This is a genomic window from Kribbella sp. VKM Ac-2568 (genome assembly GCF_004345365.1).
Classification (GTDB): Bacteria; Actinomycetota; Actinomycetes; order Propionibacteriales; family Kribbellaceae; genus Kribbella; species Kribbella orskensis.
The window spans coordinates 115,924-137,206 of sequence record NZ_SLVF01000001.1; the positions used below are offsets into that span (position 1 = coordinate 115,924).

A 21,283-nucleotide genomic window follows, 5' to 3' on the forward strand; every position below is an offset into this window, starting at 1 on the left:
CCCGCCGGAGATGCGACTTTGTGCACCACGTGAGTGTTCTACCGTCCGGGATCTGCTCAAGCGGTGCACAAGGTGCCGGTTTTGGGGAGCGCAGGCGGGGACCGGTAGGGGAGTGCCGGCTGGCGGCGATGGTTACTGTGGGTAATGCCGGGGCGGCCATGACGGCGGTTCCCAGGGTCAGGAAATGGCGTCGTTTCATGGGACAGAGGCTCACTTTGTTCCGTTGTGGATGGGACAAATCGGCAATCTGTTCCAGATCGCCCTGGTTTTTTCACAACGTGAATCTTCTGCGGCTTGGGATATTGACGCCTTCACCCTCCGTCGTCAAACTTTCGAAAAGACACTGCGGTAGTGGGGGGATCGCAGCGTCAACCGCCCCCGCGAAACCAAGGAATCCGCCCATGCGAAAGAAAGCACTCTTCCCGGCGCTCGTTGCCGCGTGCGCTGCTCTGGTCGCCGGAACCCTGAGCAGTCCGGCCGTCGCCGCACCGAAGGCCGAGGCTGGCACCGGCGTACAGGCGCCCTCGGCGCTGCAGGCCCCGGCCACGTTCACCCACCCCGGCGTCGGCGTCAGCCGGCAGCAGCTGGATTTCGTCCGCGCCAAAGTGCAGGCCGGCGCGCAGCCGTGGACGAACGCCTTCAACCAGGCCAAGAACAGCACCTACGGATCGCTCAGCCGGACCCCGAAGCCGCGTGCTGTGGTCGAGTGCGGCCCGTACTCCAATCCCGACATCGGCTGCCGCGACGAGCGCGGCGACGCCATCGCGGCGTACACGGACGCACTGATCTGGTACATCACGCGCGACGATCGCTATGCGCAGAAGGCGATCCAGTTGATGGACGCCTGGTCCGCGACGATCCAGGACCACACCAACAGCAACGCGCCGCTGCAGACCGCGTGGTCCGCGTCGTCCTGGCCGAAGGCCGCCGAGATCATCAAGCACGTCTACGGCAACTGGCCGAACCAGGCCCGCTTCGGCACCATGCTGCGCAACGTCTACCTGCCGGAGATCATCAACGGCTCGAACTCCAACGGCAACTGGGAGTTGAGCATGACCGAGGCCATCCAGGGCATCGGCGTGTTCCTCGAGGACCGGACGGTCTACGACAAGGCGATCGCGCTGTACCGCGTCCGCGTGCCCGCCTTCGTCTACCTGGAGTCCGACGGCGCGCTGCCGAAGACCAAGCCGAGCCAGAACCTCAACACCCGCGACAAGATCATCGCGTACTGGCAGGGTCAGGGCACGTTCGTCACGGGCCTGACCCAGGAGACCTGCCGCGACTTCGTGCACACCGGCTACGGGATCTCCGCGATCTCCCACGTGCTGGAGACGTCCCGGATCCAGGGCATCGACCTGTACCCCGAGTTCGGTGAGCGCCTCCGCCAGGCCCTGGGCTTCCAGTCCCGCTGGGAGCGCAACCTGGAGCCCGTCCCGTCCTGGCTCTGCAAGGGCAGCGTCAACCGCGGCCTGGGTCCGATCACCGAGGTCGGCTACAACGCCCTCCACACCCGCCTCGGCATCGCCATGTCCAACACCCAGGCCCTGACCGAGTCCCGCCGACCGGCAGGCACCAACGACCTCTTCGTCGCCTGGGAAACCCTCACCCACGCGGAGAACCCGAGCTGACCCTCGGCCGAGACCTGCGGCCGAAGAGCCCTGCCCGGCTCTTCGGCCGCATCCCCGTTGTCGAAGCTGTACTGCTAGTTGACCCCGGGAATTCGGTTGAGCCTCGGCTCGGTCGTGCGGTTCGGTGGGGCCGTGCCGCTCTCGGACAGGTTGGCCGCCCTCGCGGCGGCGCGACACACTAGATCTGGGGCTCGCCGCGTTTCCAGTAGCCCTGGAAGGAGATGGCGGGCTTGGGGAGGCCGACGGTGTTGACCAGGTGGCGGCGGACCTGCTGGATCATGCCGGACTCGCCGGCCACCCAGGCGTAGTCGACGTCGAAGGGCAGGGCCGCCGATTTGAGGGCCTCTAGCAACGAACCAGGACCGTCGGCGGGGCCGCCGGCGTGCGCGATCCAGGTGATGTCCGCGCGTCCGGCCGTCGGCAGTGGGCGGATGTCGGCGACGTCCGGCACCTCGACGAAGACCGTCGCCTGTACTGCGGGCGGCAGCTGCTCCAGGATCCCCACGAGGGCGGGCAAGGCGGTCTCGTCGGCGACCAGGATCCGGCTGACACTGGTTGCCGGGGGCACGTAGTCCACCCCGGACTGCAATAGGCCCTTCGTGCTGGTGGTGTCCACCGCGAACGGCAGGATCAGCCCGATCTCGTCACCGGGAGCCGCCTCGCTGACCCACGCCGAGGCCGGCCCATTCACCCCGTGGAGGACGAACTCGATGTCGAGCTCGGCCACCTCGGGCCGGAGCGCGCGCACTGTGTACGTCCGCATGATGAAGCGTTCCTCGACCGGCATCGCGCACCACTCGGCGTACCACTCGGGGCCGGTCGGCAGCCGCAGTTCGCCGCCGTCGGGCGGGGAGAGCAGGACCTTGATCCGCTGGTCCGGGCCGGCGGTCACCGCCTCCGCGATCCGGGGCGCCACGAAGGTCACCCGGCGCAGGTGCGGGCTGAGGTCGTCGATCGCGCCCACGGTGGCGAGCACCGAGTCGAACGCGATCGGCCGCTCGAGCACTGTCGTCATGCCGTCTCTCCGTCAGGGGTATTCTGCAAAAGTCGTGACATAGCCGGGGTTCAGGTGCGACCGGTGGGCGAGCGGGTTATCGTGAAGCATCAGAGGTTAGCCTTACCTAAGAGGATCTCAAAAGTCCAATGCCACCGCTGCCCTCCCAGCGGACCGCCGCCGCGCCGCGACCCGAAGCCGTTGTCGCCGATGCTCCCCGACGTCGTCCGCGTACCCGTCGCGCAACCCTGATCCTCGGGTTGCTCGGCTGCGTCGCCCTGCTGCTCGTGGTGTCCCTGCTCAGCATCGCGGTCGGCTCGAAGCAGATCCCGTTGTCGACCGTGATCGATGCCCTCCGCCACTACGACCCGGCGAACACGGACGACGTGATCATCCACTCGCTGCGCATCCCCCGGACGGTGATCGGCCTGCTCGTCGGCGCCGCCCTCGGCCTGGCCGGCGCGCTGATGCAGGGCGTCACCCGCAACCCGCTGGCCGATCCCGGCATCCTCGGAGTCAACGCCGGCGCCGCGCTCCTCGTCGTCGTGGGCATCTACTGGTTCAGCCTCACCAGCCTGACGTCGTACGTCTGGCTCGCCTTCGCCGGCGCCGCGGCCGCCTCGGTGGTGGTCTACATGCTCGGGTCGCTGGGCCGCGAGGGCGCGACACCGGTCAAGCTGGCGTTGGCCGGCGCGGCGATGACGGCGATGCTCGGCTCACTCACCACGGGCCTCCTGATCGGCGACGTGAACACGTTCGACCAGTTCCGGTTCTGGGCGGTCGGGTCGCTGGCCGGGCGTGGCTCGGACATCGCCAGTCAGGTGGCGCCGTTCATCCTGATCGGCATCGTGCTCGCCCTCGTCTCGGGTCGCGTACTGAACGCCATGTCCCTCGGCGACGACGTCGCGCGCTCCCTGGGCCAGCGGGTCGGCCTGGCCCGCCTCTTCACCGCGGTGACCGTCGTACTGCTCTGTGGTGCGGCGACCGCGGCCGCCGGACCGATCGGCTCTGTCGGTCTCACGATCCCGCACGTGGCCCGGCTGATCACAGGCCCCGACTACCGCTGGATCCTGCCGTACTCGATGGTGATGGCGCCCATCCTCCTGCTCGGCTCCGACGTGATCGGCCGGGTCGTCGCCCAGCCCGGGGAGCTGCAGGTCGGCATCGTCACCGCCGTGATCGGCGCCCCGTTCTTCATCGCCCTGGTACGCCGACGCAAGCTGGCGGACCTTTGATGGGAGCTGCGACGGCCGAGCGCGGCCAGGTCATCGCGCGAGCCCGGGCCGGCCGGCAGGCGAGGTCGCTCGCAGTCATCGCCGTGCTCGCGGTACTCCTGTTCGTCACCTTCTGCGTCTCGCTCTCGCTCGGCGACTTCAAGATCCCCGTGATCGATGTGGTGAAGACCTTGTTCGGCGCGGGCGACAAGGCGACGGAGTTCATCGTGAACCGGCTCCGGCTGCCGCGCGCGCTGACCGGGATCCTGGTCGGTGTCGCGCTCGGCATGTCCGGCGCGATCTTCCAGAGTGTGGCCCGCAACCCGCTGGCGAGCCCGGACATCATCGGCGTGACCTACGGCGCCAGCGCGTTCGCGGTGTTCGCCATCATCACCCTCGGCCTCACCGGTACGGCGGTGTCGGCACTGGCGATCGCCGGGGCCCTGCTGACCGCCTTCATCATGTACCTGCTCGCGTGGCGCCGGGGCGTCTCCAGCTACCGGTTGATCCTGGTCGGCATCGGGATCGGGGCGATCGCCACCAGCCTGACGTCCTACCTGCTGACCAAGGCGCGGGTGGAGGTCGCCCAGCAGGCGCTGATCTGGTTGACCGGCAGCCTGAACGGGCGGGACTGGGCGAACGTGCGCTCCCTGGCGATCACGCTCGTCGTGCTCACCCCGGCGATGATCCTGCTGGTGAACCGGCTGAGGATCCTCCAGCTCGGCGACGAAACGGCGTACGGGCTGGGCCTGAGGGTCGAGTGGGCGCGGCTGGGGCTGATCGTGGTCGCGGTGCTGCTGGCGGCGATCGCGACGGCGGCGGCCGGGCCGATCGCGTTCGTCGCGTTCGTGGCGCCGCCGATCGCGCGCTGGCTGACCCGCTCGCCAGGGCCGGCGCTGATCGCCTCCGCGCTGATCGGAGCACTCGTGATCGCGCTGTCGGACCTGATCGCGCAGCACGCGCTGGGGGACACCCAGCTGCCGGTCGGCGTGGTCACCGGCGTCGTCGGCGCGCCGTACCTGATGTTCTTGCTGGCCCGGACGAACCGGGTGGGAAGCGGTGGCTGAAATGGAGACCAGGGTGGACCACAGTCTGTCGGCCGAGAACCTTGCCGTCGGCTACGACCAGCGCGAGATCATCCACGACCTGTCGGTGCGGATCCCGACCGGGAAGATCACCGTCATCGTCGGCGCCAACGCGTGCGGCAAGTCCACGCTGCTGAAGACGCTCGCCCGGTTGCTGAAGCCGACCAAAGGCACAGTGCTGCTGGACGGCAGGAGCATCCAGTCGATCCCGACCCGCGAGGTGGCTCTGAAGCTCGGTCTGTTGCCTCAGTCACCTACTGCTCCTGAGGGGATCACGGTCGCGGATCTGGTCGGACGCGGCCGGTATCCGCGGCAAGGGTGGATCCGGCAGTGGACCAAGGGCGACGACGAGGCGATCGCCGACGCGATGACGTCCACCGACGTGCTGGAGATCGCGGACCGGCCGATCGACGAGCTGTCCGGCGGCCAGCGCCAACGGGTCTGGATCGCGATGGCCCTCGCGCAGGAGACCGACATCCTGCTGCTCGACGAACCGACCACCTTCCTCGACCTGACGCACCAGTTCGAAGTACTCGATCTGCTGGTCGACCTGAATAAGCGCGACGAGCGGACCATCGTGCTCGTCCTGCACGACCTCAACCAGGCCTGCCGCTTCGGCGACCACCTGATCGCGATGAAGGACGGCGCCATCGTCTGCGAGGGCAACCCCAGCGAGGTCATCACCGAACAGGTCGTCCAGGACGTCTTCGGCCTGGCCGTGAAGGTCGTCCCCGACCCGGTCGCCGGCACCCCCATGGTCGTCCCCATCGGCCGCCACACCACCCGCACAGACCAGGTCATCCCCGACAACCCCGCGGCGGAGAATCCCGCGGCGCGCGCCCTGGCCGCCAGCGCAGCAGCCAACGGAACCTGCCGGCCCACCGACCGCTGACGCTCTCGCCGGAGTACTGCTTTGAGGCTTTCACCCCACCTCGAGTAGCGGGACTGGTGAAAGTCTCAATGACGAGGTTCAACGATACGATTGAGGCTCGTGAGCGTGGATCTGACTGACGGCGATCGCCGCCTGCTGGGCCTTTGGGCTGCGGATTGTGCCGAGCGGGTGTTGCCGCTGTTCGAGGTGAGGGCTCCCGGTGACAGTCGGCCGCGCGAGGCGATCGAGGAGCTGCGGGTCTTCGCGCTCGGGGGGAAGCGGACAGCCCGGCTGCGCACTGTTGCTTGGGCGGCTCTCGCGGCCGCACGCGAGGTCGGCGATCCGGTGGCCATTGCTGCCGCTCGCGCCGCAGGTTACGCGGCGGGGATCGCCTACATCCACGCCTTGGCGACGCCGCACCAGGTGAACCATGTCCTCGGCCCGGTGATCTCCCAGGCGCAGGCCCGCGAGCTCGCGGCGAGCGACGACCCGAGCGTCGGTGACGAGGAGATCCGATGGGCGATCGGGCACGCGTCGCCGGCGGTTCGCGAGGTCGTACGAAGGCTGCCGGTCGGCAACCACCCTGGTCACACTCGGCGGAGCGTGCTCCTTCACCAGCTCGAGACAGGCCTTCGCGGCTAGTTCGCAGTACGCCTTGCCTGGAAGACGATCAGGCCGGACAGGAGTGCGCCGAGGGTGCCTAGGGTGAGGTCGCCGAGGGTGTCGGTGTAGGCGGTTTGGAGTTCGGAGGAGTGGCGGACGAAGGCGACGTATTCGCCGAGTTCCCAGACCACCGCGGCGGTGGCACCGAAGCCCAGGGCAACGAAGGCGGTCAGGCCGCGGGACAGGCCGCGCGGTACGAAGGCGAGCAGGACACCGGCGGTGAGCAGGGCCCACAGGATGCAGTGCATAGCGTCGTCCCACCAGTCGATCGTGTCGAACAGGTTGAGGCGGTTGCCGAGCAGATCGATCAGCCAGGGCAGCGTCATCAGCAGGTCGGCGTGCCACGGGAAAGTCTTGTGCAGCTTGCTCTTCGCGCGGCCGTAGGCGAACCACCACAGCGGAAGCACCATCGCGCCGAGCGGGTAAACGATCAGCCGGGCGGTCGAGGCCTTGCCTTTGATGCCACTGAGGTCCGGCCAGATGAGGGCTGTGAGCAACAACAGGAGGAGTGCGACCTTGGCGGCGACCGCGGCGTACTTCGTCCAGCCGGCCTCGCGCGTCGCCGGAACACTCGTGGCAACCATCGTCGTCATGCCTCCCGAGTCAACCCGCTGGGGCGGCAGCGCGCGTGAGTACAACTACGTGAAAGGCCCCCTGATCCGTCAGTGTGCCGGATCAGGGGGCCCGTGTCCCGCAAGGAACACCGAGTGGTTGGAGGGTCAGCTGACGCTGATCAGGTCGACCACGAAGATCAGGGTCTCGCCGGGCTTGATCGCGCCGCCCGCGCCACGGTCGCCGTACGCCAGCTGCGGCGGGATGACGAGCCTGCGCCGGCCGCCCACCTTCATGCCCTGGACGCCGGTGTCCCAGCCCTGGATGACCTGACCGACGCCGAGCTGGAAGGCCAGCGGCGCGCCGCGGTTGTAGGAGGCGTCGAACTCCTCGCCGGTGGAGTGGGCCACGCCTACGTAGTGCACGTTCACCCGGGAGCCGGCCTTGGCCTCGGCGCCGTCGCCCTCGGTGATGTCGGTGATCTCCAGATCCGCCGGCGGCGGGCCGTCCGGAGGATCGATCTCAGGCTTCTCAGTCATGCCACCAGCTAACCAGATGGAGTGGACTGGACCGGCTCCCGGGGCGTCACCGGCCGGCCAGCACCTCACGCAGCTTTGTGGCGAACTCGGCCGGTTTGCCGGGCTGGCCGTACTCGTCGCCGAGGAACCCGCCGTGATTGCCCGGGAACACCTCAGGCGTCAGCCCGAGCCGCTCGGCGACCGCCTTCCCGCCGCGTCCGGCGAGCTGGTTGCCAGACTCCTCGCCGACCCCCACGATGATCTTGTCGCTCACCTTGGCGAGCGCGTCGAAGTCCGGCTGGTACGACGTACAGCCGCGGATGTTCTGCCCGATCAGCGCGTCGTCGCGGGAGCCGTCGTCCTGGGTCGGCAGTCCGAACATCGCCGGGTCGGGTGCCGGCTGGTTCCCGTAGTCCGCGGGGATCTCGCCGTCGTAGCTGACGATGGCGATGAACTTCGCCATCCCCGCGCCCATCCCGTCGCGCTGGTAGGTCTGGTAGATGTCCTCGCAGGCGGCCAGGGCTGCCTCGCGGTCCGGGACGATTCCGGCCAGCGGCGGTTCGTGCGCGACCAGCGTCTTCACCAGGTCGGGGCGCTGCGCCATCAGGGCGAGCGCGTTCACAGCGCCGCCGCTGCTGGCGAACAGCTCGACCGGTCCGGCGTCGAGGGCCTCGATCAAGGCCGCCAGGTCCCCGGCGTGGTCGTTCGGCGACAGCTCACCGGTGCCGTCGGTCCGCGTACTGCGCTCGACGCCGCGCGGGTCGTATGTCACGACCGTACGGTCGGCGAAGTGCGACGCCAGCGTCGGGAAGCCGCTCGCGCCCATCGGCGAACCGATCACCAGCAACACCGGCTGGTCGGCGAGATCACCCCGGACGTCGTAGGTCAGGACGGCCCCAGGGACGTCGAGTGTGTGAGTGACGGGATCGGGCATGGCAGCTCCTCTGGTCGTGCGCGTCACCCGCGAGCCTAGACGCGCAAGGAGTCCACCGACAGCCGAACGACCTGGCCGGTCCGCACCCGCCCGCCGCTAGGATCGGCTGCCGTGCGGAAGAGTTGACCATCCACCGCCATCAGCTCCGCTCGCCATCACCCCTGTCGGTCGGGCGGCCGTCCTCCTTGGCGATTTCTTCGTGTAGGAGCTCGGCAACGTCGACCACGTCGGTCTCGTTCATCGGCGGTGTCGCAAGCGGTTCGTGCGCGAGGCCATAGTGGTCACGTAGGAACCGTTCGCGATAGATGTGGTTTGCGTCATGAGTGACGCTGGACAAGAGGTGGGCGTTCATCCCCGCGCCGATCAAGGTGCCAAAGACGGGCACCGCCTGGCCGAGCTTCCGCTGGGTGATCCGGTACCCCAGTCTGGTGAATACCTTCTCGACAACTCTGGTCACGGCGTTCTGGCGGAGCTGATCCCACGTGGCCCGACGTGCGAGTGCTTGCACGAGCTTGTTCAGTTCAATGTACGCAGTTGCCTTGCCGGCCTCGGTCGCGGTACCGACGCTGAGCACTCCCAGGGCGAACAGCCGTTCGTCCGGATGGTCCACGTCGTAGCCGTAGTAGGCGGCAATGTGCGCCACGGCGCGGTTAGCGGCGACAAGCACGACCGCTGCGTCAGCCGCCATCACTCCAACTACCGTTCCGATACCAGGCGCACCACCTACACCGGCCCCGAATACTGAGCCTCCGGCCGCAACGATCTCGCCCCCCGACACGGCGAACCCTGCCGCGGCACCTTCCACAGTTGCCGCAGCGGTGTAGGCAAGTCCAAGGTTGGGTCTGACCTTGTCCATCTCACACAGCTCTAGCTTCCCGATGTCGTCGATGTCCGCGACCTGGTGACCGCGCTTCCGATATGCCTCGACGATCGCTTCCTGGCCAACGGTGGCCATCGCGGCTCGAGAACCGACGTCGAGGAGTCCACCGAGGGCCTTCACGAAGATGGCCTCGAACTCCGCGGCTCCAGGAATCGACTCGAATCGTCCCCTTGCACTCTGACCAGCTTCCGACATACGCCGCCGAAGCCCTTCAGGAAGCAGGCGCCTTGCCTGACTCTCTAGCCGACGCCGGCGCCACTCCTCAATCTCAGTCCAAGCGCGGCGGTCATACGGTGTCATTTCTGTTGCCATCGGCTCCCCCTCTACGTCTGAAAGATGTCTTCCCGTATCCGATTCCAAAGCCAGACGGTCCCACGCACTCGCCGCCCAAGCCAGCAGAGACGGCTGATGCCGGGCGGCACGCTGATGCAGGAGGCAAGTGACAAACGGGTCCACCGCATCTCCGTCCCCTGGAACGCCGCCGCGGCCCCCGCTCAATGGGCATCGCGCGCCAAGATCCGGGCTCTCTTGGCGGCCATCTCCGCGACCACGGCGTGGAGATGTCGCAGTTCGGACACCGTCGGCGCAAGCTCATATGCGTGGTGGTGGCAGGCCCGACTCAACGCGATCCATGCGTACTCCGCGGTGGCGGCCAACCCGCTCCGATCAAGGGCGTGCAGGACCGCGAGACGAGACCGCATCCTGACCGGGTGCCTCATCGGCATGACCAGGTCCTCGCAGAACGCATCGACCTCAGCCTCGAGCGCCTGCCTGATCAGAAAGGCCGCGACCCGGATCAACCGCGGCGATGTCGCCGGCAGACCGTCGAGAATCGCCTTCGCCTGCTGGAGAAGCCTTTCGGTGGTCATCGCCGCTCGTCCAGCAGATCGTCGACGGTCTTGCGCAGATCATCCAGAGCAGCTTCCGGACTGGCACTGAGGCTGTTGTGCGCGTCAGGTCCGCAGAGTTTCAGGACCCGCTGGCGATACCTCCGGGACTTCCAGTTGCTCAGGTCCGCTGCCCTGGCGCCGTGCACTGCGAGCGCAACGCGAAGGCTCGTGGTGGATGCGCCCATCCACGCCTTCTCGACATCGCCACGGGCCTTCCCCGCAGTCAACTCCCTGCGGAAGTACACCTCATGTGCAGCCGCCTCTACCGCGAACCGTGCGTAAGCAGGGATCGCCTTCCTCAGCACCTCGGTCGGGAGGTTCTCGTCCCGAAGCAGCTCCTGGGCGTCCTCGACGTAACGCCGGGCGGGCGATTGACACTCGACGACCTCGACCTTGGAGCCTGTGCCACGCTCGACCTGGACGATCCGCGCGGTCGGCGCGGTACGGCGTACGGACTCGGCGAGTCGGTCATCGTGGGAGAACACGATCACCTGCCGGTCCTTCGCGTACTCGAGCAGCACCTCCGTCAGACCGTCCACCTTCGCCGGATCCATCGCTTGAACCGGATCGTCAAGTACCACAAACCGCAACGGGCTGGCCGCCATCGTTGCTCGCGGCAAGAACAGAGCCAACGCGATCGCATTGAGCTCTCCCTGACTCATGACTGGCAGGGCGTCCGTCGGCACGCCGTCGACCTTGGCCGTGAGCTTCACCCTGCCCCTGGTCCGTTGGCCGGACAGCGTGATCTTGTCGAGGTCAATGCTGCTCTCCTGACGGAGACTCGCCCAGATCCGCCGTGCCTCATCGGCCAGCGGTTCCAGCCGCTGGTTGCGCAGCCCCTCGGCGTTGTCTTTGAGCCAGGTCCACGCCGCCTTCGCGTCATGCAGATCCGTGTCGACGGCGTCCGCCGCACGCTTGAGCTCCACCCAGACGGCGGTCTGCTGAGCCAGGCGCCGCCAGCTGTCATCACGCTCGCTCAGTCGGGCCGCGGCCTCGTCGCGGAGCAGCGTCAGGGCGCTGACGAGCGTGGTGATGTTCGAGGTGAGGTGCCGCGCCAGCTCAACGTCCGACGTGGGGGCTTCGCGCCAGTTCTTCAGTACTGCTTCGGCCTCGGCGAGATTGGTCAGTTCCAGCCCACTGCCGAGCGTCGGCAGGTTCGGTACGCCGATTTGGGCTCGCGCCGCGTCACGGCGTACTCCGAGCTCGTGCCGGACCGCGCGGACTGCGGCGAGTTCGGCCCTTTCGGCAGCTAGCTCCGTCGTGACCCGCTCACGCCAGCCGTCGTCGAGTACTGCGCTGTCGCACACCGGGCAGTTCTGCTCACCGTGCTCCGCGTGAAAGTCCAGCGCCATCTCGAGAAGACGACTCCGACTCTCAGTCTGCGTGTGGGCCGCACCGCCGGCATCGGCGAGTTTCTGTACGGCGGCCACGAGTTCCTGGGCGATGCTCTCGGTCGCCTCTTTCTCCGGGATGGCGAGCTGGCTCAGGGTGCGAAGCTGCGACCCAACCTCGTCAGGAGTCGCAACGCCGGTCGCGATCCCGCCGACCAAATCAACGTCTGGCTGGTGCTTCCTGAGCTGGGAGAGGACTGCTTGGGCGCGGTTGTCCGTGGCCGACTCAAGCAGGAGCTTCAGTGCCTTCTTGGCTGTGGCAGCCTCGTCAGCGGGGCCTTTCAACCGCTTCACAACCTGGCCGAGCCGGCTGACGCCGTCGGCGATCTGGTCCAGGCCAAGGATGCTCTCGAGCGACCGATACAAGTCGGTAGGCGTCCCGTCCAGTCGTTGGCCGAGCTCCTCGTACGAGAGGATCGGGCGGTAGAGCTCGAGCGCTCGTCCCCAACCCAACGCGTCGACTCCCGGGGTCCGGGGCTTGCCGTGCCGCTGCGTCCAGCTCTTGCTGTCGCCGAGTTCGGCGTCCGCCGCCCACTCGACGCCGATCTCGGTGCGGCCGACCCCCTCCTCCGCGAGTTCGACCCGAACCTGCGCGCTCTGGATCTGGTGCAGGTTGCGCCACGAGTCCTTCCAGGACGGCGCCCGCCCCTTCCAGCGATAGCTCTCGCCGGTCAGCGCGTACTCCAGCGCCTCCGCGAAGCTCGACTTGCCCGAGCCGTTGCGCCCGGCGACAACAGTCAGCCCCGGTCCCGGATGCAGGTTCAACTGCGCTTTGTCACCAATCCCCCTGAACCCCGACACGGTGATGGCCTTCAGGAACGCGCCGACAGCCTCGACCTCCGTCCGCACAGTCTCAGCCGGCGTCAGACCGAACGGCGACTCGGAGTGCTCGCCACCGTCGAGCTCTGTCGCAATGGCATCGTCGCCCTCCAGCGAGGCGAGCACCAGCAACTTCTCGCGTTCAGACAGCACGGAGTCGTCGGTTACCAGGTTGAGAACTGTCTCCACGACGGAGAGGTCGTGCCTCGATGCCGCCGGTATTGCGGCCGCCTTGTCACTACTCTGTGTCATCTCTCCAACTTCCCTGCGGGCGGCCAACCGTGAAGTGCAGCCACCACAACGTGATGGCGATCACGATCTCGGAGGGCTGACCGCTGGGCAAGGTCCGACACTGGTAACCGGGGTTACCAGCGCGAGCTGTAGGTCGACGGCACTTCTTCATCTAGTCTCTGGAGCGTTCGAGGAGCCATCGAGGCGGGGAGGTGGAGTGATGTCTGAGCAGGTCGTTCAGGCGGGGGAGGGATGCGCCTGGCTGAGCATGCCGGACATCGCCGCTCTCGCAGGGGTGCGGCGCCCGGTGGTCTCGAACTGGCGGCGCCGCCACCCGAGTTTCCCCGCCCCCATCGGCAATCGCGGATCCGGCCCGCTCTTCGACGGACGTGAGGTCTGCGATTGGCTGATTTCCACAGGCCGGGCGGAGCGTGAGCAGCTTGAGCCGGAGTTGCACCTGCACACGCTCTCGCGCCTGGAACGGGCCATGCCAGGGCGCAGCCTGGTGGCGACGTGCACCGCGTTGATCTGTCTGCGCTTCATGGACGACGAGCCGCTCGCGAACAGCGGCAGCATTTCCGAGGTACTAGCGCGTGCCGAGGCCATCGACTCGTCTGACGACATGCTCCTGTCTGAGGTACGCGCGATTCCCGGCGACTTCCTGTGGCTCTGCAAGTACATCGACGAGCTCATCGAAGCGGCATGGGGCTGCGCGCCCGCTTTCGAGCGTCTGCTCGCCGCCCGCGAGCGAGTCGGTGCCGCGGAACTGTCTGAGCGTGCCCTGGACAACGAGTTGTCCCGCCTTGTCGCCGGCCTGTCCAACGCCGGCGAATTTGCTGCGCTCAACCCAACGATGGTCGTCGGCGATCCGAATGCAGGGCCGGGTGATCTGCTGACGGCCGTCGCCCAGCTTGTCGGCGAGGAGTCAGCGCCCTCGTTCGTGGCAGCAGAGCCTGACGAGTATCTTGCTCGGCTGATTCGGCGGAGACTGACAGTCCATGACATACAGCTGTTTGACCTAGATGTCCGCGTTGGGACAGCTCTTCCTGTCGAGGAGGAGAGCATCCCGGACGTCATCGTCACCCAGGTCGCGTACCGGCCCGGCGAGTCGCGGAATGCGGCCGACGTGCTTCAGCAGATCGACGACCTGAGTTACCAGCTGCGGAGCAGCCGCTCGGCTGTGGTGCTCGGTCCGGCTGAGGTGCTCGCCGGGGCGATGCAGGCACACAGCCCGGATGACACGTCGAGGGAGCGACTCCTGAGGTCGGGCATGGTCGAGGCGATCATCCGGCTGCCCGGTGGCCTCGTCCCGTTCCGACCCGGCTACGAAACGGCGCTGTGGGTGCTCACTCCGGCGTACGGGTCAAAGTTGAGCCAGCATGTGCTCGTTGCCGACGTGTCAATGCAGCAACTGACCGCCGAGATCGTCGACCAGTTGATCCTGGACGTGGCTACCTGGCGACGCGAGGGATTTCGTCCCGAGCTGCATCGGCGCGGTCTGTGCGTTCAGACTCCAGTTGCGGCGCTGGTCAGTACGGGGCGACCGATCACATCGCCGATTCGCCCCGACATCGAGCAGCTCGGTCAGGTTGCCGACGAGACTGTCGCCAAGATCGCTGTTGTCGAGAAGCGTCTCCAGGTGCTGGCCACGCCGGCCACCGAATCGCAGCCGGTGGTGACCAACGCGAGGAGGGTTGCCACAAGTCGACCGAGTACGACGACCGTGCGCGCACTGATCAGGTCCGGGCAGGTTCGCCTCCTCCGTGGATCGCGTATTGCCTCCGAGCACCTGATTGCCGACGGCCAGCATCACGTGTACGGCGTCTCGGACGGGTCGACCGTGGACAGGCTGATACTTGCGAGCCACTACCCGTCGGCGCAATTGACGGAGCCTGGCGACGTGATCGTCACGACTCGGCCTGACCTGAGCATGCATCTCGACCGTCGCGGATTGTCGGTCATCGCCTACCCGGCCCGCGGCCTGAGAGTCGTCGAGAAGACCGGCGGGCTGACACCGCAGGTCTTTGCGGCGCTGCTGGAAGCCGGACATGGCGGACGCCGTGCGACTGGGGCGGTTCGCTCAGGCTGGAAGCTGGAGGACTGGCAGCTGCAAATCCCCGACCGCGAGAGCTTGGCGCGGTTGGATGAGGTGCTCAGCGCCGTCGACCAGCGACGGAGCTGCGCCAAGAACGAGCTCGACGCGCTGGACGAGCTCACCCGACTTACCACCGTCGGCCTGACGGATGGCGCCATCACCCTACGAGCTTGATCAAACAAGGAGAAGAAGTGCCACCACGCAAGAAGAAGCCGACCGGCCCGCCGACGATGGCCGAGCTGCATGACACGCTTTGGAAGGCCGCCGACAAGCTGCGCGGCTCGATGGACGCGTCGCAATACAAGGACTTCGTGCTCGGCCTCGTCTTCCTCAAGTACATCTCCGATTCGTTCGATGAGCGCCGTGAACAGATTCGCGAGGAGGTCCTCAAGGACGGCGTCCCGGAGAGCCAGGTCGAACAGTTCCTGGACGACCCGGACGAGTACGAGGGACGCGGGGTGTTCTGGGTGCCGGCGACAGCTCGGTGGGAAGCCATCGCCCGCGACGCCAAGCAGGGCAACGTCGGCGTTCAGCTCGACGCGGCGATGGACGTCGTGATGAAGTCCAACGAGGCGCTGAACGGTGTTCTGCCGAAGATCTTCAACCGCGACAATGTCGACCAGAACCGGCTGGCGGAGCTTGTCGATCTCATCGGCGATGCCCGGTTCACTGGGCATGCCGATCGCTCGGCTCGGGACGTGCTCGGCGAGGTATACGAGTACTTCCTGGAGCGATTCGCCCGCGCAGAGGGCAAGCGGGGTGGCGAATTCTACACGCCCGCGAGTGTCGTCAAGGTATTGGTGAACGTGCTCGAGCCGTACGCAGGCCGCGTGTACGACCCGTGCTGCGGATCCGGCGGCATGTTCGTTCAAGCCGAGAAGTTCATCGACGAGCACCGCGGTAGGCGCGATGACATCTCGGTCTACGGCCAAGAGTCGAACGAGCGCACCTGGCGGCTCGCCCAGATGAACCTCGCCGTTCATGGCATCCGTGGCAACCTGAGCTCACGTTGGGGAGATACCTTCCGCGAGGACCGTCACCCGGACGTCAAGGCGGATTTCATCCTTGCGAACCCGCCCTTCAACATGTCGGACTGGGCGCGCAAGGCAGACGACCCCCGCTGGCGCTTCGGCACGCCTCCGCAAGGCAACGCGAACTTCGCGTGGCTCCAGCACATCATCTCCAAGCTCGCCGAGCGTGGCACGGCTGGTGTCGTGCTGGCTAACGGCTCGATGTCGTCCAAGCAATCCGGTGAGGGTGATATCCGGGCGGCGCTCGTTGAAGCAGACCTGGTGTCCTGCATGGTGTCGCTGCCGCCCCAACTATTCCGTACGACGCAGATCCCGGCCTGCCTCTGGTTCTTTGCGAAGGACAAATCGCCTCAGGGCGCGAAGAGGCTGGCGGATCGTCGCGGCGAGGTGCTCTTCATCGACGCTCGGACCATGGGCACGATGATCGACCGCACCGAGCGCGTCCTCACGGAGCTGGACATCGCGAAAATCGCCAAAACCTACCACGCCTGGCGCGGAACCAAGTCCGCCCGCGACGCCAACTTGAGCTACGCCGACGACCCCGGATTCTGCTACTCGGCGATGCAGGACGTGATTCGCGCTCATCACCATACTTTGACGCCTGGCCGCTATGTGGGGCAAGCCGCCATCGATGAAGATGATGACGAGTCGATCGCTGACAAGATCGAACGCATGACAAAACAACTCCTCATTCAGTTTGATGAGTCCGCTCGAATCGAGAAAGTCGTGCGGGAGCAGTTGGAGCGCCTCAATGCCTGAACTGACCACATCGGTAACGCTTGGCGGCCTAATGGATCGGGGCTATGTCGCAGTTGGTGACGGTCACCGTGCAAAGTTGGAAGAACTGGGTGGAACCGGTCCGTATTTTCTTCGCGCTGGCAACCTTGGTGACTCTGGCTTCGACTGGTTGGGACTCGAACGTTTCCGTGCCATCGGAGATGAACGCCTCCGGCGGAAAATCGGCCAGCCAGGCGATACTGTAATCACAACCAAAGGCAATAGTACCGGACGGGTCGGTATCGTTCCGAAGGATGCGCCGTCCTTTGTTTATTCTCCTCATCTCAGCTATTGGCGAAGTCTCGATCACGGTCAAATCGATCCGCGGTATCTATATTACTGGTCGCGGTCGCCCGAGTTTCGTGCACAGTTACGAGCAATGGCGCACGGCACTGATATGGCTCCTTACCTCAGTTTGGCGGACCAGGCGCGGCTGACGATCACGCTACCGAGCATCGACCGTCAGCAGGCGATCGCGGAAGTTCTGGGGGCGCTGGATGACAAGATTATTGTCGATTCCGACATACGTTCATCCTCCAGTACCCTCATAAGTGCGCTGTATGACGAGGCTGCTATGGCCGACGGGCTCACCGAGATGAAGTTGGGTGAGGTGCTAGACGTCACATTCGGAGCCGCATTTTCCTCTAGCCACTTCAACGAACGACGTCTTGGGCTGCCACTCATTCGTATCAGGGACCTAAAGACTGAAACCCCGCAGATCTGGACTACCCAAAGACTCCCACGCGATCGGGTCGTTCAATCTGGTGACACCGTCGCCGGGATGGATGGTGAGTTCAGGCCGATGATTTGGGCCGGCGATTCGGGCCTTCTCAATCAGCGTGTGTTCTACGCGACATCGCGGATCGGGGGCGGGGCGGCGCTTGCACGAGAGATCCTGCGCGGGCCGCTTGCGGAAATCGAGGGTTACAAGACCGGGACGACTGTAGCTCATCTGAACAAAGGCGATCTTGATGCAGTTGCGGTGAAGGTTCCTAGTCGGATTGCATTAGGGCGGTTCGAATCATTAACCGACCCACTTGTATGGCGAATGGTCGGCGCTGCACGAGAGTCAACCGCACTTGCGCTGCTGAGGGACACGTTGTTGCCATATTTGATGGCCGGGAAGTTGCGGGTCAAGGATGCGGAAAGGGTTGTGGGGAACGCGACATGATCAGGGATATGAGCGAGGGGGAGTGGGAGGACTTTGCATTCGACGTTCTGGGTGAGTTGGCTTGGGAGTTGTTCGATGGCGCGAAAGTTGCTCCTAGCTCGGGGGAGCGGGAGTCGTGGGCGGATCTAATTCTGCACGGGAAGTTGCATGCGGCAATCGCCCGGCTGAACCCTGAGTTGCCACCGCCAGCCGTCGATGAGGCGGTGTCGCTCGTAGTCACGCCGCAGTCGCGGGACGCCAAGGCGGAGAACTACCACGTCCATCGGTACCTCACGGAGGGCATCCGCAAGGTTGTCTACACGGACGAGTTCGGCACCGAGCAGAACCCGACCGTTCGAGTCATCAGCTCGAACGCGGACGACAACGAGTACACCGCGGTCCGTCAGGTCACCGTTATCGAAGGCGATCACAAGCGCCGACTCGACATCGTTCTGTATGTAAACGGCCTGCCGCTTGCGATCATTGAACTCAAGAAGGCCGGCGATGCTCACGCAGACATCAGAGGCGCGCACGCCCAGCTGATGACCTACGTGCAGGAGCTCCCACTGGCGTTCCGCTACACGATGACCTGCGTCGTGTCCGACGGCATCACCGCGAAGTACGGGACGCCCTTCACGCCGTACGAGCACTTTGTCCCGTGGAATATTGATGAAGACGGCAATCCAGTGCCCGTTGCGACGAGCGACGAGGACCTTGCGCTGTCTGTCCTCCTGTTCGGCCTGTTTGAACACCGCCGCCTGGTGCAGTTGCTCAACGGGTATGTCGCATTCGCGGACACCGGCTCCGAACTCGTGAAGCGCATCGCCAGACCGCACCAATGGCACGCCGTCGACAAGGCAGTAGGCAAGACGATCGAGGCCGTTCGCAGTCATGGCCTGGCCGGCGTCGTCTGGCACACCCAGGGCTCCGGCAAGTCCATGGAGATGGAGCTCTACGCAAACCAGGTGCTACGCCACCGTTCGCTCGGCAATCCAACGGTGGTCGTCATCACCGACCGCACCGACCTGGACGACCAGCTGTTCACGACCTTCGTCACCAGCAAGCTACTGCCGGAGACTCCGGTTCAGGTAGCCAGCCGCGATGAACTGCGGGAGACGCTGTCCAACCGGACCACCGGCGGCATCATCTTCACCACCCTGCAGAAGTTCGGACTGTCCAAGGAAGAGAAGGAGTCCGGTCTCCATCATCCGCTGCTATCTGAGCGGAACAACATCATCGTCATCGTGGACGAGGCACACCGCAGCCACTACGACAGCCTTGACGGATACGCGCGGCATCTTAAGCAGGCGCTGCCGAAGGCAACCATGATCGCGTTCACCGGTACGCCGGTCCAGACCGCTGAGCGCAACACCCGCAACGTGTTCGGTGAGTACATCGACATATACGACCTAAGCCGTGCTGTTGAGGACGGCGCTACGGTGCGGGTCTACTACGAGAGCCGGCTCATCAAGGTCGACCTTCCCGATGACGTCGATCCGGAACTCATCGACGAGCGCGCCGACGAGGTGACCGTTGGTCTCGATGATGCCGAACGCCAGCGGATTCAGCAGGCCGTCGCAGCTATGAACGCTCTGTACGGCGCGCCTGACCGGCTGCGTGTCCTTGCGGATGACGTCGTCCAGCACTGGGAGAACCGCCGCAGCCAGATGGAGAAGTTCATCGAGGTGCCAGGCAAGGGCATGATCGTCTGTGCTACCCGCGAGATCTGCGCCAACCTCTATGCAGAAATCATTGAGCGCCGTCCTGACTGGCACGATGACGACCTCGACAAGGGCAAAATCAAGGTCGTCTACACCGGTACGCCGAAGGACTCTGACCCGATCCGCAAGCACGTGCGCAGGCCGTCGCAGAACAAGGCGATCCAGCAGCGTATGAAGAAGGCTGACGATGAGCTGGAGCTCGTCATCGTGCAGTCGATGTGGTTGACGGGCTTCGACTCGCCACCGCTGCACACACTGTATCTCGACCGCCCGATGAAGGGGGCGGCGCTGATGCAAACCCTCGCGCGCGTGAATCGCACCTACAAGAACAAGCAGGACGCGCTTCTCGTCGGATACGCCCCGCTCACCGAGAACTTGTACGCTGCGCTGGCCGAGTACAGCGTCACGGATAAGCACTCGAAGCCGACGGGCCGGGACATTGATGAGGCGCTCGCCCAGGTGCGAGATCTGGTCGACACGGTCGGGAACGTGATCCTGGCCGGAGTCGATTGGCGCGGCCTTCTCAAATCCAAGGGGCCGCGGCCTTTCCTGAACGCGGTGCTCAAAACGGTCGACTACGTTCGGAACCCCCAGACACCCGGCAACCAGGTAGATGAGGGCGAGGACACGCTCGCCGACAGGTTCCGTCAGGCGTCGTCGAAGCTGGCCCGGTTCTTCGCGCTCTGCTCCAGTAGCGGCGAGCTGAACGACTATCGGGACGACATCTCCTTCTTTGAGGCCGTCCGGTCGTACATGGCGAAGTTCGACGCGGCTGAGCGGGAGGCTAGCGGCAAGCCAGTTCCGGCCGATGTCGCCCTGTACCTCCGGCAGCTCACCGCGAGCGCCATCGAGGCAGGTGGCGTGACCGATCTCTACGAGGCCGCCGGCATCCCGCGTCCGGATCTGAGCCACCTTGACGAGGCCTTCATCAAGAAGATGCAGGAGAGCCGGACGCCGCATCTGGCGATCGAGGCACTTCGCCGGCTCATCGAGCAGGAGATGCGCAAGGTCACGCGGCACAACGTCGTACGGCAACAGAGCTTCTCCGATCGGCTGCTGGAACTGATGACGAAATACGCGAACCAGAACCTGTCCGCGGCGGAGGTGATCGCCGAGCTTGTGGCGATGGCGAGGGATGTGTCCACCGATGCGAATCGGGGAACGACCTTCGCGCCCGCGCTCACACAGGACGAGTTGGCGTTCTATGACGCCGTAGCGCAGAACGAGTCCGCGGTGAGCGAGATGGGAACAGGAGTACTCGCCGACATTGCCCGGGACCTAGTCAGGTCGCTGCGCCGTGACGTCACCACAGACTGGATGTCGCGTGACGACGTTCGAGCCAAGCTCCGCACGACCATCAAAAGGCTCCTGGCGCGGCATGGATATCCGCCCGACGCCCAGCCGGCCGCGATCCAGCTTGTCATCCGCCAGATGGAGACCTTCGCGGAGGACTGGTCTCCCAACGGTGGCCAGGTGCGCTGATGGCAGACGTCTGGCCGCCCGGCGGCAGGACGCTTCAAAGATCTCGCCCTCGCCATGTAGCGAGAAGCAGACCGATGCTTTGCTCACTCAGCGAGCATCCCTCACGGCTATTGAAGGAGAGACCTTGACTACAGACGACCAGGTCAGACCGACTGCCGTTTTCGCGGTCCGGCCAGACGCGAACGAAGATCACATTGCGCAGGCGACCTGGCATGCCGAGCTGGCCGCCCGCAGGGCAGCCGTCGCTGCAGGCGCTAGCGAGGACGAGCTGTCGCGGTCTTTCGAAGGCTGGGGCGTGGTCGTCATCTCTACGGCCAGTGGTGAGCGATTCGAGGCATGGGTTGTTACCGACTCGAA

16 protein-coding genes are annotated in these 21,283 nt (G+C 65.6%); 9 read left to right on the forward strand and 7 right to left on the reverse strand.

Features of this window, described 5'->3' with window-relative positions:
• The first annotated feature begins 401 nt into the window (after positions 1-401).
• Positions 402-1,628: an alginate lyase family protein gene (locus EV648_RS00565; RefSeq protein WP_132283954.1), complete on the forward strand. Its 1,227-nt coding sequence runs from the start codon at positions 402-404 to the stop codon at positions 1,626-1,628.
• 178 nt (positions 1,629-1,806) lie between these two features.
• Here EV648_RS00565 and EV648_RS00570 read toward each other — a convergent pair whose 3' ends face one another.
• A complete protein-coding gene (locus tag EV648_RS00570) occupies positions 1,807-2,643 on the reverse strand; it encodes a siderophore-interacting protein (RefSeq protein WP_132283956.1) in 837 nt (278 codons plus the stop codon).
• Positions 2,644-2,771: 128 nt separating this feature from the next.
• Here EV648_RS00570 and EV648_RS00575 point away from each other — a divergent pair, with 128 nt between their 5' ends.
• The 4 genes from EV648_RS00575 (at position 2,772) to EV648_RS00590 (ending at position 6,434) form a co-directional block, all read left to right on the forward strand.
• Entirely contained in the window at positions 2,772-3,857 is a 1,086-nt protein-coding gene (locus tag EV648_RS00575) for an iron ABC transporter permease (RefSeq protein WP_132283958.1), read from the forward strand.
• On the forward strand, positions 3,857-4,903 hold the full coding sequence (locus EV648_RS00580) for an iron chelate uptake ABC transporter family permease subunit (protein ID WP_132283960.1): 1,047 nt from the start codon (positions 3,857-3,859) through the stop codon (positions 4,901-4,903). The genes EV648_RS00575 and EV648_RS00580 overlap by 1 nt, the downstream gene beginning before the upstream one ends.
• Position 4,904: 1 nt before the next feature.
• Positions 4,905-5,813 (forward strand): ABC transporter ATP-binding protein, encoded by a 909-nt coding sequence (locus tag EV648_RS00585; RefSeq protein WP_132283962.1) that lies wholly within the window; start codon positions 4,905-4,907, stop codon positions 5,811-5,813.
• A gap of 99 nt (positions 5,814-5,912) precedes the next feature.
• The gene (locus EV648_RS00590; protein ID WP_241994788.1) at positions 5,913-6,434 is read left to right on the forward strand and encodes a putative immunity protein; all 522 of its coding nucleotides are present in this window, start codon (positions 5,913-5,915) and stop codon (positions 6,432-6,434) included.
• Here the strand turns inward: EV648_RS00590 and EV648_RS00595 are convergent.
• From EV648_RS00595 to EV648_RS00620, 6 genes are all read right to left on the reverse strand, one after another.
• Positions 6,431-7,048 (reverse strand): hypothetical protein, encoded by a 618-nt coding sequence (locus EV648_RS00595; RefSeq protein ID WP_132283966.1) that lies wholly within the window; start codon positions 7,046-7,048, stop codon positions 6,431-6,433. The two genes, EV648_RS00590 and EV648_RS00595, sit on opposite strands and share 4 nt — an antisense overlap.
• A gap of 126 nt (positions 7,049-7,174) precedes the next feature.
• The gene (locus EV648_RS00600; protein ID WP_132283968.1) at positions 7,175-7,546 is read right to left on the reverse strand and encodes an FKBP-type peptidyl-prolyl cis-trans isomerase; all 372 of its coding nucleotides are present in this window, start codon (positions 7,544-7,546) and stop codon (positions 7,175-7,177) included.
• 46 nt (positions 7,547-7,592) lie between these two features.
• Positions 7,593-8,459 carry an alpha/beta fold hydrolase gene (locus tag EV648_RS00605; protein WP_132283970.1) on the reverse strand — a complete coding sequence of 289 codons (867 nt, stop codon included), beginning with the start codon at positions 8,457-8,459 and terminating at the stop codon, positions 7,593-7,595.
• Positions 8,460-8,598: 139 nt separating this feature from the next.
• The gene (locus EV648_RS00610) at positions 8,599-9,651 is read right to left on the reverse strand and encodes an EcsC family protein (RefSeq protein WP_132283972.1); all 1,053 of its coding nucleotides are present in this window, start codon (positions 9,649-9,651) and stop codon (positions 8,599-8,601) included.
• Between the two features lie 182 nt (positions 9,652-9,833).
• Entirely contained in the window at positions 9,834-10,208 is a 375-nt protein-coding gene (locus EV648_RS00615; RefSeq protein ID WP_132283974.1) for a hypothetical protein, read from the reverse strand.
• Positions 10,205-12,691 carry an AAA family ATPase gene (locus EV648_RS00620; RefSeq protein ID WP_132283976.1) on the reverse strand — a complete coding sequence of 829 codons (2,487 nt, stop codon included), beginning with the start codon at positions 12,689-12,691 and terminating at the stop codon, positions 10,205-10,207. The genes EV648_RS00615 and EV648_RS00620 overlap by 4 nt, the downstream gene beginning before the upstream one ends.
• Before the next feature lie 199 nt (positions 12,692-12,890).
• On the opposite strand from EV648_RS00620, the gene EV648_RS00625 reads away from it, so the two are divergent.
• The 4 genes from EV648_RS00625 to EV648_RS00640 are packed head-to-tail and all read left to right on the forward strand — an operon-like array spanning position 12,891 to position 20,926.
• Positions 12,891-14,939 carry a hypothetical protein gene (locus EV648_RS00625; protein WP_132283978.1) on the forward strand — a complete coding sequence of 683 codons (2,049 nt, stop codon included), beginning with the start codon at positions 12,891-12,893 and terminating at the stop codon, positions 14,937-14,939.
• A 17-nt stretch (positions 14,940-14,956) separates the two neighbouring features.
• Positions 14,957-16,555: a class I SAM-dependent DNA methyltransferase gene (locus tag EV648_RS00630; RefSeq protein WP_199234378.1), complete on the forward strand. Its 1,599-nt coding sequence runs from the start codon at positions 14,957-14,959 to the stop codon at positions 16,553-16,555.
• Positions 16,548-17,744, forward strand: a complete 1,197-nt coding sequence (locus tag EV648_RS00635) for a restriction endonuclease subunit S (RefSeq protein ID WP_158293858.1) — start codon at positions 16,548-16,550, stop codon at positions 17,742-17,744. Before EV648_RS00630 ends, EV648_RS00635 begins: the two co-directional genes overlap by 8 nt.
• A gap of 8 nt (positions 17,745-17,752) precedes the next feature.
• A complete protein-coding gene (locus EV648_RS00640) occupies positions 17,753-20,926 on the forward strand; it encodes a type I restriction endonuclease subunit R (RefSeq protein WP_199234379.1) in 3,174 nt (1,057 codons plus the stop codon).
• Positions 20,927-21,283: the final 357 nt, after the last annotated feature.